General features: G+C 56.1%; 7 protein-coding genes. 6 read left to right on the plus strand and 1 reads right to left on the minus strand.

What is annotated here, in order from left to right; translation table 11 throughout:
- Positions 1-179 precede the first annotated feature (179 nt).
- The 4 genes from LOC70_RS00565 (at position 180) to LOC70_RS00580 (ending at position 6,398) form a co-directional block, all read left to right on the plus strand.
- On the plus strand, positions 180-3,182 hold the full coding sequence (locus tag LOC70_RS00565) for a hypothetical protein (protein WP_230251312.1): 3,003 nt from the start codon (positions 180-182) through the stop codon (positions 3,180-3,182).
- A gap of 215 nt (positions 3,183-3,397) precedes the next feature.
- On the plus strand, positions 3,398-3,766 hold the full coding sequence (arsD, locus tag LOC70_RS00570; protein WP_230251313.1) for an arsenite efflux transporter metallochaperone ArsD: 369 nt from the start codon (positions 3,398-3,400) through the stop codon (positions 3,764-3,766).
- A gap of 45 nt (positions 3,767-3,811) precedes the next feature.
- Positions 3,812-5,587, plus strand: a complete 1,776-nt coding sequence (gene arsA / locus LOC70_RS00575; protein WP_230251314.1) for an arsenical pump-driving ATPase — start codon at positions 3,812-3,814, stop codon at positions 5,585-5,587.
- 52 nt (positions 5,588-5,639) lie between these two features.
- A complete protein-coding gene (locus LOC70_RS00580) occupies positions 5,640-6,398 on the plus strand; it encodes a phytanoyl-CoA dioxygenase family protein (protein ID WP_230251315.1) in 759 nt (252 codons plus the stop codon).
- On the opposite strand, the gene LOC70_RS00585 is transcribed toward LOC70_RS00580, so the two are convergent.
- Positions 6,395-9,628: a sulfatase-like hydrolase/transferase gene (locus tag LOC70_RS00585; protein WP_255715056.1), complete on the minus strand. Its 3,234-nt coding sequence runs from the start codon at positions 9,626-9,628 to the stop codon at positions 6,395-6,397. The genes LOC70_RS00580 and LOC70_RS00585 overlap by 4 nt on opposite strands.
- Positions 9,629-9,935: 307 nt before the next feature.
- On the opposite strand from LOC70_RS00585, the gene LOC70_RS00590 reads away from it, so the two are divergent.
- Positions 9,936-10,766: a carboxylesterase family protein gene (locus LOC70_RS00590; RefSeq protein ID WP_230251316.1), complete on the plus strand. Its 831-nt coding sequence runs from the start codon at positions 9,936-9,938 to the stop codon at positions 10,764-10,766.
- 73 nt (positions 10,767-10,839) lie between these two features.
- Positions 10,840-11,031 (plus strand): hypothetical protein, encoded by a 192-nt coding sequence (locus LOC70_RS00595; protein ID WP_230251317.1) that lies wholly within the window; start codon positions 10,840-10,842, stop codon positions 11,029-11,031.
- The last annotated feature ends 97 nt before the right edge of the window (positions 11,032-11,128 follow it).

Raw genomic sequence — 11,128 nt, forward strand, 5'->3', positions numbered from 1 at the left:
TGGAGATTCAGTCTTGATCAGGTATTCAGCGGAATCCGAACGATCGGAGGTGGTTGCCAGCAGCGGTCGCCTGTCATGGCATCTTGAAATAGCTCGAAACGGGCGAATTGGACACGGATCAGGACTTTTTATGGAAAATGGTTTCGTTTCTGTCCAAACCGTATCTCCCAAGTTATCTCATGACAGGACATCGCCTCTTTTTCATCGATCGCCACGAAAACATGCACGCTCATTCACATTGGACGCTCGCTCTCTTGTTTCTCGCCTGCTTGCCAGCAAGCAAAGCGGCCATGTCATCAGACGAGGCCAAAGTCTCCTCGCCATCCAATTTGATTGAGACGGAAAGCGAGCACGGGGCTGGTGAAAGCGGTGTGAATTTCAGTCCCGTCATCCGAACGGATTTGTTCATCAGCGGAGTCTATCCTCACCTGACCACCTATGGCGTTTACAGCCAAGACGGGGCTCATCGAAAGAGTGGGCACAACGAATGCGGCATTGGTGCGATTGTTCCCTGGGCGGGGAAGTTGTGGATGGTCAATTACGCGCCGCACATGCCTCGCGGAAGTGAGCACAAACTATTTTCCGTCGATGCTGACCTGACGCAGCCTTTGACGGTCCATCCGGAGAGCGTTGGCGGAACTCCGGCGGGACGGATGATTCACGAAGAGTCCAAGCAACTGCTGATCGGTCATCACATGATTGATACCGAGGGCAACGTCCGAACAATCTCGCCGGAGGACATGCCGATTCGTGTGACCGCCATCGCTCGGCATCTGAAGGATCCGAACAACATGGTTTATTACATCGACATGGAGGGTGCGATCTGGGAAGCCAATGTGCACACGCTAGCGGTCAAGCGTTTGTTCAAAAAGCCGGTGCCGGGATGGCATGGAAAGGGCGGCTACACATCGCAAGGGCGATTGGTGGTGACCAACAACGGCGAGTTGCACGTGGGTGACTACAAAGATGTGTTGGTCGGAGGCGAAGCCAAGAACGAAGAAGAGCGTGGTGTGTTGGCCGAGTGGGATGGCGATACGTGGACGATCGTTGAACGCCGGCAGTTCACCGAAGTCACCGGTCCCAAAGGAATCACCGGTGGCAGTGACGGGAACGATCCCATTTGGACGATGGGATGGGATCGGCGCAGCGTTCGATTGAAGGTGTTGGAGGACGGCAATTGGCACACGTTCCTGCTTCCAAAGGCGGCGTACTGCAATGACGCCAGCCACGGTTGGTACACCGAATGGCCACGAATTCGCCAGATCACAGATGAGCGGTGGATGTTGGACATGCACGGCATGTTCTTTGAATTCCCCCAAACGTTTTCCGTTGGCAACAGTCGAGGATTGCGGCCGATCGGAAGTCACTTGCGATACATCCCGGACTTCTGCGAGTGGAATGGTCGACTGGTGTTGGCCTCCGACGAGACCAGCATTCAAGGCAACCCGTTGGCGGGACAGCCTCAAAGCAATTTGTGGTTTGGTGACTACGCGGATCTGAAGACTTGGGGACCCGCGTCGGCGTACGGTGGGCCATGGGTGGATGATGAGGTCGACGCGGAGCAGTGGTCCGATCCGTTCCTTGTGGATGGGTTTGAAAATCGAACGTTGTACTTGGCGATCGGCAGGTTGAAGGAAGAGGCCGAAGTTCAGTTCCGAGCGGCGGATCAACAAGCGATCACGTCGATGCCTGCGTTGCTTCGCTCACTTGCGAACGTGACCGTGAAACGAGGTGACTGGACTCAGCCCGCTATGGGATACTCACTGGATGCCAATCAAGACGTCACCGTGTATTTAGCGGTCGATCATCGCGGCGATCCCAAGCTGCCCTCAGCTTGGAAGGAAACCGACATGACGATGCGTTGGGGCAAGGGGCATCACGATCGGATCTATCGCCGCGATTTTCCGGCTGGAACGATTGAGATTCCTGGCAACGACACCGAACACCAAACGGGATCCTTTGGGATGCCTCACATGGCGTTTGTTCAAGGTGATCCAAAATTGGAGGTGGTGCCGAATGCAACTGCCGTCGTTCGTTATCCGGTCCAAGCTGAAACGGCGGAATCCGGTTCGGCTGGTGGCAAGCAAGCCGTCGAAGTCACGATGCAGGTGGACGCCAGCGGAACGAACGAATGGCGAAACGCGCGGCAATGGAACTTGGAAGAAAACGAATCGTTGGTGGAGCTGTTGCCGGCTGACTTGAATGCGGTGTGGGTACGATTCAAAGTCCACCAAGCTTGCGTCGCTACCGCGTTCATGCACCAGACATCCGGCTACCCAAACCAAGCCTCTGACGACGAATTGTTCGCTGGCTTGGCGGATGCGAACGATTCGGAGGCGGTGTCCGCGCTTTTGTATCCCGCCAAACGAAGTCGTGATCTGCGGGTTTTGGGAGCGGAACAGAAAGCCTTCGAATTCACCAAGGGTCGCTTCGAGTTTGAAGAGGATGAGTGGGACGTGGAGCTGGCGAAGAAGCTGCATGTGGAACCCGAGTTCACGGTCGATGCGGCTTCTGCGATCGTTCAATATCAAGGAGTCCGTTATCGGCTGCCCAAGACGGACGCGGTCTATGATCAGCCTTTCTCGGATGGTTGGCCGCGAGCTCTACGCGAGGTGGAGTCGGAACGTACGATCGCGAATATTCACGGGACGTTTTATGAGGTTCCGCTGGTCACCAACGGGGCGCCGCCAGCTTGGAATTTGATGCGTCCCGTTGCCACGCACCGCAAACGCATCACGGACTATTGTTCGTGGAACGGATTGTTGGTGTTAGCCGGTGTTCGCGGCGATGCCACATCAGGCCAACACATTTTTCGCGACCCAACTTCCGACATGGGACTTTGGATGGGCGGTGTGGATGACCTGTGGAAGTTCGGCAAGCCGACAGGCCGAGGAGGACCTTGGAAAGAGACGGCGGTCCGAGCGGGCGAAGTGTCAGATCCTTATTTGATGCGTGGTTTTGACCAGAAGAGCGTTCGACTTTCCCACTCCCATGACGGTCCGGTTGAGTTCACTTTGGAAGTGGATTTAGACGGAGAAGGCCGTTGGGTGTCTTTGGAAACGTTTCGCGTCCCTGCATCAGCGACGTTGGAGCATCCGTTCCCAGCCGGTTTTTCAGCGTGTTGGATTCGGGCGAAATGCAATACCGACACACAGGCAACGGTCCAGTTCGAATATCGCTGAGTCGCGACCCCTCGAAGTTGATTCTTCGAAGTTGAGGAACTTTTTGTGTTGACTGGTCGAAGTGTGACCGATATCGTTAATCGTGAATTGACGATTGGATAGCGAGGCGACTGCGGCGAGTGAGTCTCGGTCGTGTGGACTCTGCCATCAAAACACAAATTTTTTTTACACCAAGCCATCGCTTATCGGCGATTGGCGAAAAAAGGAGCGAGTCGATGAGTCACGTGCAGATTTACGATCGAGCGATGTGTTGCAGCACGGGCGTGTGTGGACCTCAGGTGGACCAGACGTTGCCAACCTTTGCAGCCGATTTGGATTGGTTGAAGCAGCAAGGGCACCAAGTCCAGCGTTTCAATTTGGCGCAGGACCCAGCGGAGTTCGCGGCGAATGCGACGGTTCAGCGGATGTTGAGTGAGGCCGGGGTGGAGTGTTTGCCGCTGGTATTGGTCGATGGCCAGATCGTCAGCCGCAGTGACTATCCCACTCGCGAAAATTTGGCGTTGTGGACCGCGACGAAGCTTTCGGTGAAGACGATGTTGCCGACCGCGGATGGCGGATGTTGTGGCGATTCAGGTTGCTGCTGAATCATCGTTTTTTTGTGGTTCTGTTCTTCTATCACTTGGCCTGTCATGCATTATCTCGATAACCCCACACGCAATTTGTTTTTCACTGGCAAGGGAGGCGTCGGCAAAACCTCGATGGCCTGTGCCACCGCCGTCCGTTTGGCAGATCAAGGCCGACGGGTGTTGCTGGTGTCGACCGATCCAGCGTCCAACTTGGATGAAGTGTTGGGAGTGACGCTGGGGAACCAACCAACCGCGGTTCCGGCGGTGAGCCAGTTGTGGGCGATGAACATCGATCCGGAAAAGGCCGCCGCGGAATATCGTGAACGCATGGTGGGGCCATACCGAGGCGTCTTGCCGGATGCCGCCGTGCAAAGCATGGAAGAGCAATTCTCCGGTTCGTGCACCGTTGAGATAGCCGCTTTCGACGAGTTTGCTCGGTTGCTCGGCGATGCGTCGGCCACCGAAGACTTCGACCACATCGTGTTCGACACTGCTCCGACGGGACACACCTTGCGTTTGCTGACGTTGCCTTCGGCTTGGTCGGGATACATGGAAACCAACACGTCGGGAACATCCTGTCTGGGGCCTCTGGCGGGTTTGCAAAAGCAACAAGCGATCTATCGATCGACTGTCGAATCGCTCAGTGATGCTGAACGGACGACGTTGGTCTTGGTCACTCGTCCGGAGGCATCCACGCTTCGTGAGGCGGACCGAACCAGCCACGAACTTCGCGAGCTGGGAGTGCAGAATCAAGCGTTGGTGATCAATGGGATGTTCCGCGCAACGACTCCAACGGACGAAGTCGCGGTCGCGATGCAATCGCGATGTGAGTCCGCACTGGAAACGATGCCGAGCGGGTTGTCTGGTTTGCAACGCACGGAGGTTCCTTTGGCACCGCAGGGTTTAATTGGGGTGGAAACGCTGCGTCGTGTTGGTCAAACGCACGGCGATTCGTCGGTGTCACCCAAGCCGACTGAAGGAGAGGTAACGATGCTCCATTCTTTGCCAACCTCAGAGCTGATTGACCAATTGGCGGCGCAGGAACGTGGCGTGATCATGACGATGGGCAAAGGAGGCGTCGGCAAGACCACCGTGGCAGCCGCCGTTGCGGTCGCATTGGCCGAGCGAGGATTGAAGGTGCATTTGTCGACCACGGACCCGGCGGCTCATGTCAGCGCGGCGATGGCAGCGGACGAAATCAGCGGTCTAACAATCAGCCGCATTGATCCGGCGGAAGTGACGGAAGCCTATCGACAAGAGGTGTTGAGCACCGCCGGAGCGGATTTAGATGACCAAGGTAAGGAGTTGCTCGAAGAAGATTTGCGATCGCCGTGCACCGAAGAAATCGCGGTGTTCCGAGCCTTCGCTGACGCGGTGGCGGAGGGGGAAGATGGCTTCGTCGTTCTCGACACCGCACCCACAGGACACACCATCTTGCTGCTTGATTCAGCGTTGGCCTATCATCGCGAAGTATCACGTCAAGCCAACGAGGTGCCCGAAAGTGTCCAAAAACTGTTGCCGCGATTGCGTGATCCCGGCTTCACTCGCGTCTTGGTCGTGACCTTGCCAGAGTCGACTCCGGTTCACGAAGCCGAACGCTTGCAACAGGACCTCCGCCGAGCGGAGATTGAACCGTTCGCGTGGGTGATCAACCAATCGCTCGCCAGCCTGAGCGTTCACGATCCTGTCCTGCTGGGGCGGCAACAAAGCGAACGTCCGTATCTGCAAGAGGTCATGAACCAACATGCCAAGCAGGCGGTGATCATCCCTTGGCAGTCAACTCCGCCGATCGGATTGGATGGTTTGCGCGAGTTGATGAAGAGCGAAGCGATTTGCTAAGAAGGTTGCTGGTCGGGCGAGGTTCCTTTCGGCAGTTGGATTGGTGACATAGATGAATCGCGGCACGTTGGAGCGAGTTGGTTTTCAAATTCTGCGTGCCGCGGTGACTTCAGAAGTTGTGAGTGAATTGCTGCAAGTCTGCAGCGATTCGTTGGCGGACGAGTCCGCGTCGGTTCGGGCTCGTTCCAGCCGCGGTCATGTCTACGCGGCAAGGAACTTGATTGGCAACTTGCCACCGGTGGAAACCGTTTGGCAGACCGGTCGCTTGCTTGCGTTTCTGCATCAACATCTGGGGCAGCAGTTCGGCTTGGTTCGAGCGTTGTTCTTCGACAAACCGCCGGATCGGACATGGGCTTTGCCATGGCACAAAGACACCTCGGTTGCCGTGAAAGACAACTCGCTGCCGTCGGACCATTTTTCTCGCCCCACGTTGAAAGCGGGCGTCCCTCATTTGATCGCGTGCGATGAGGTGTTGAAACGGATGTTGACGCTGCGGATTCACTTGGACGAAGTCACCGATGAGAATGGTCCACTTCAGGTCATTCCCAGTTCGCACGTTTCAAGTGACACCGAGAGTGAAGATCTATCGTCCACCGTCGCGATTCATGCTGCGGCGGGAGACGTGTTGGCGATGCGACCGTTGCTCAGTCACAGCAGTGCTTCCTCCGTCAGTGGAACTCGCCGTCATCGACGGATCCTGCACTTGGAGTTCGCCGAATCGGAACGTTTGCCCGACGGAGTGGAGTGGCACGACTTTGTGAAGCCGATTGCAATTTCAAATCGCTCGCCCGCGTCTTCACCCGAAAGCTAATTCCGGGTTGCTTCGATTGGTGCGGACTCATCGAAGTAGAAGTCGTACCAACCTTGCTCACGCATTTTCTCGCCCCGCGGGAGCCCCGGTGGTTGGAGCTCCGTGGTCCAGGACCGCAAAGATTCGTGCAGTTTGTCAGTGAGTTCGGGATATGACCCCACCAAATTGACGTGCTCGTGTTGGTCGCTTTCCAAGTCGAAGAGATAGCGACGACCGTCGCCAACATAGATGTATTTCCATTTGCCTTGGCGAATCGCGGCTTGGTCCCAGAACCGAAAGTACAGCGTTCGCGTGGACGGGTTTTGAATGTCGTTCATTCGCGGGATGAGATTGATTCCGTCGAGCGGTTCGCCAATGTCGTTGGGGTCAATTCCTGCGAGAGGCAGGACGCTGGAAGCGATGTCCAAGGTGCTAACCGGCCAGTGATAGTCTTTGCCGCTTGGCAACTGACTGGGAAGACTCCAGATCATCGGGACGCGAATGCCGCCTTCGGACAGCATGCCTTTTTCACCGACCCAAGGATCATTGAGCGACCCGTCCCAACCACCGGCACCACGATCGATGGGCAAGTCTTCTTTCGTTATCTTCAGCGGCGCGCCATTGTCGCTGGTCATCACGATCAACGTATTTTCAAGAAGACCATGTTTCTCTAGCTGGGAGACCATTTGCCCGACACCGTCATCAATGGCGGAGATCATTGCCAAGGCGTAACGTCGTCGAGTGGGCATGGGGCCTGGAAACCGATTCAGGTAGGTTTCCGTTGCTTGCAGCGGTGTGTGTGGACCGTAGTAGTTGACCTGCAGATAGAACGGTTGGTCACGGTTGCGCTGGATGAAGCTCACTGCGGCCTCGGTTTGCACATCGATCCGAAAGCGATCGTCGCGAATTTGTTTCATCTTGGGAAGCGTTTGTCCCGACGCCAGATCGAAGTTGGTGCGATAGTTGGTCATCGCACCCCAGTAGTACTCATCAAAGCCTTGTTGTGCTGGTGAGTACGGTTGAATCTTTGGCCATGGGATTCTGACTTGGCGTCGCGGTTTGTTGGCCATCGCTGGAAGTTCTCGTTTCATCCAATCGACGCATGTGACGTTGGGTTCGAGGTGCCATTTGCCGACCATCCCGGTGCGGTAGCCAGCGGGTTGGAGGTGTTCTGCAATCGTTATGGCTTCCGACGGCAGCGGCATGTCAGGGATGGTGTCGATGCCCATTCGCTGTTGATAACGTCCGGTGATCAAACCAGCCCGTGAAGGACTGCACTGCGGTGCGGTGACATACGCATTGGTGCAACGAACGCCACGCTTTGCCAACGCGTCGATGTGAGGCGTTTGAATGTCGTCGAATTGGCCCTGGCAGCTCAAATCCGCCCAACCTTGATCGTCGGTCAGGACGACAATCACGTTGGGCTGGGTTGCGGGGATGACTGCTTGCGCGGTGCGGTCTCCAACTCGGAAAAAGCCCAACTCATTCTGCGTATCAATTTCGCGGACCAGCCAGATGGCACCTGGGCGAGTCGATTGAGGTTTGGTTTTGCCTGATCCAATGACGCCGTAGGACTTCGCGGCACCATCACGATCCATCCAGCACAGTTCCACGTTGGATCGCTGTTGGTTGAGGAAGTGAACGGGAAAGGCGTTGCCCACTGGTTTCGAGGGAGGGACGCCACTTTTCGGGATGCTTTGGAAAGTCAGTTTGGCGAGGGATTTCACCGACGGTTCGATACGCTTCGCAAATTCCGTGGGAGCCGAGGAGCGAAACTCCGCGAGTGTCGCGGTTGACCCCGGCGAGTCAGCGAGGTTTTCCCATTCGTGAGGATCGGAAGTGATGTCGTATAGCTCTTCGCTGCCGTCGGCGTAGTGGATGTAGCGATGGGTTCGACCGCTGATGGCGTAGCTGCCCGGTGTGGAAAGGTAGGTGACCGAGTTGTGTGGCCAGTCGGATCCGATTGGCGCCGTGAGTAGTGGTAGCAGACTGGGACCGTCGTTCTGCTCACGCGATGGAAGCCCACAAAGATCGAGCAGCGTGGGGAAGAGGCTCAGAAGATTGACCGGGGCTTCGCACGTTGCTCCAACGGGGGTCCCCTGAGGCAGAGCGGCACTGGTGGATGGAGGAACCCGGATCATCAACGGAACACGAGTGACGTCTCGCCAAGGCGTGTACTTTTGCCAGTGTTCTTTTTCACCCAGTTGCCAACCATGATCGGACCAGAGCACCACGATGGTGTTGTTTGCATTGGGGCCCGCTTCCAATGCATTCAGGACTCGGCCCAACATGGCATCGGCGAAGTGGATGGAAGCGAGGTAGGCTTGGATGCCTTTCTTCCATTGGCCTTGGTCTTGGATGTGAGCAAAGTACCGATTCCGTGCCGCCCGTTGTCCAGCTTCGGGGACGTCGTTCAAATCGTCCTCAAGAAAACCCGGTGGTAATTGGATGCTTTCCAGCGGAAAGGGTTCGAAGTACTTCTTGGGAACAAACCAAGGTTCGTGTGGACGATAGATGCCGCAGCCGAGGAAGAAAGGCTTGTCGTGTGATTGACGCAGTTGTTGTCCGATCCATTCGGTGACCGACCAGTCGCCACCAAATTCTTCGTCGGTGACATCCAACGCAGCCCAGTCCGTTTCGACGTACTGCCACGGCCCGCCACGCTTGAGATTGACCGGACGTTGACTTGGGTAAAAGGTTTGCGGAAATGGGTTCTCGGTTTGGGCCGGCGGAAAGTATTCGTCCCAAGAGTTCGCATCAATGAAATAGTGAAGCAGCTTTCCTGAACCCGAAGCACGATAGCCATGTTCGCGAAAGTACTGGGGCAGAATGACATCCTTCGGCATGATCTCACGCATCTGTTGCCGGTTGTCATAGAGTCCGGAACGATTGGGGGATCGCCCAGTGAAGACGGCGGAGCGGCAAGGGTTGCAAGCGGGAGCGGGACAGTGAGCGTTGGTGAACAGGATGCCGCTTTCTGCCAGCCGATCCAGGTTGGGCGTGACCGTCTGCGGATGGCCTTTCAGGCAACCGATCCAATCGTTCAGGTCGTCCATGGCGATGAACAACACATTGGGTGGGGCGGCGGAGTTTTCCGCTTCCGCCTTCGCGGTGGCGGACAACGTGAGCAGGGCGAGAGAAACCAAGATCAGGTAGGTGAACGGGCGGGACCGGATTTGCCATGCTTTCGATGTGGCGGCACCGTTCTCGCGGATTGGTTCACAGCTTCGCGTGCGCAGGAAGGACGTCATCAAAGCAGCCATGTTCAAGGGAAGCAGAGCGGAGGTTGCTGAAAACAAATCGTAGATTCTGCGGTCGCTTGAGCTGACTTAGGTGAGGCACAAGCGGACAGGATCGGATTCAGCAGTCTGGTTTGGATGATAGCCGAGCCGCAAACATGCGTTTGGGATGATTCTGTATCAGCCGGAATTATCACCCGAATCCATCGATTATGCTGTCGTGCGTTGACGCTCAATCGCAGATGTCTATCAGCGAGTCGCAATTCAGATGGCAGAATCGCTTCTGGTCGTCTGTGGAGAAATAACAGAAAGGCAAACGATGAAACGTGGAATCCTATTGGCAGCAGCCTTCTTCAGCGGGTGCATGGTTTCAGCCGGCCCGAGTTGCTTGATCGCTCAGGCCGAACAATCCAATGAAACGACACAAGCCCAGTCCGAGGTTGCAGTGAACGTTTCTGCCGGTGAACAAACGGAGAACTTTTTTGCGATTCCAAATCCGGCGGAAGGTCGCCCAGAGAAGTTGCCGTATCTGCTGTACACGCCCAAGGACTATGTCGCCGGGCAAGAGGTGCCCGTGTTGTTGTTCTTACACGGGCTTGGCGAGAGTGGTGATGGTGACTTTGGAAAGTTGTCGATCCATGGCCCGCCCAAACGCATCGCGAAGGAAGGGCAATCGTTCCCGTTTGTGGTCGTCGCACCACAAAGTCCCAAGCCGGGCAACAGCCGCGAGGAAATTGTGGAGTCATGGCGTGCTAGCGAGTTGATGAGCTTGCTGGATCACATCGAGCAGCATCTGACGATCGATCAAAGTCGGGTCTATCTGTCCGGTTTGAGCATGGGCGGTTTCGGTTCATGGCGATTGGCTGCCAAACATCCGGAGCGGTTTGCCGCGGTGGTGCCCGTGTGTGGCGGAGGCAAGGTTGAGTGGGCGGAAAGTCTGGCCACCGTTCCCATTTGGGCGTTTCATGGCCTGAAAGACAACGTGGTGAAGGTCGAGGAAAGCGAAGAAATGGTGCGGGCCATTCAACGAGCCGGCGGTGATGTGAAGCTAACGATCTATCCCGATGCGGGACATGACAGCTGGACCGAAACCTTTGCGAACCCGGAGGTCTACGCTTGGTTGCTGCGGCATCAGCGTCCGGCCCAATGATTGGTCGGTCGACTGACCGACTGATTCGTTGATCTTGAAGTTGTTCCATTCGGTTCTTTGCTGGGTTTGTACCGTGTTGCGTCTGATTCTTGTTGTTTGTTGCTCGTTGTGGTTGGTTGAGTCCGCTCATTCGGAACGCCCCAATGTCTTGTTGTTCTACATCGATGATCTGCGGCCGCAGACGAGCGACTACGGACATGAGTTCATGAACACGCCCAACTTCGACCGGTTGGCCGCGGAGGGCGTTCGCTTTGAGAACGCTTAGAGCCTATCCGGAAACTGGTATTTGCTGAAAGCCTGATAAACGCGATACTTTGAGCTCCTCGAAGCAACGGAGTGTGCGATGACCGATGGCAACCGAA

The sequence above is a fragment of the Rhodopirellula halodulae genome, from assembly GCF_020966775.1.
Lineage (GTDB): Bacteria > Planctomycetota > Planctomycetia > Pirellulales > Pirellulaceae > Rhodopirellula > Rhodopirellula halodulae.

Excerpts from the sequence above, each read along its gene's own strand:
- LOC70_RS00565 (WP_230251312.1), top strand. The coding sequence starts at position 180 with ATGACAGGACATCGCCTCTTTTTCATCGATCGCCACGAAAACATGCAC.
- arsD (WP_230251313.1), top strand. The coding sequence starts at position 3,398 with ATGAGTCACGTGCAGATTTACGATCGAGCGATGTGTTGCAGCACGGGC.
- arsA (WP_230251314.1), top strand. The coding sequence starts at position 3,812 with ATGCATTATCTCGATAACCCCACACGCAATTTGTTTTTCACTGGCAAG.
- LOC70_RS00580 (WP_230251315.1), top strand. The coding sequence starts at position 5,640 with ATGAATCGCGGCACGTTGGAGCGAGTTGGTTTTCAAATTCTGCGTGCC.
- LOC70_RS00585 (WP_255715056.1), bottom strand. The coding sequence starts at position 9,628 with ATGACGTCCTTCCTGCGCACGCGAAGCTGTGAACCAATCCGCGAGAAC.
- LOC70_RS00590 (WP_230251316.1), top strand. The coding sequence starts at position 9,936 with ATGAAACGTGGAATCCTATTGGCAGCAGCCTTCTTCAGCGGGTGCATG.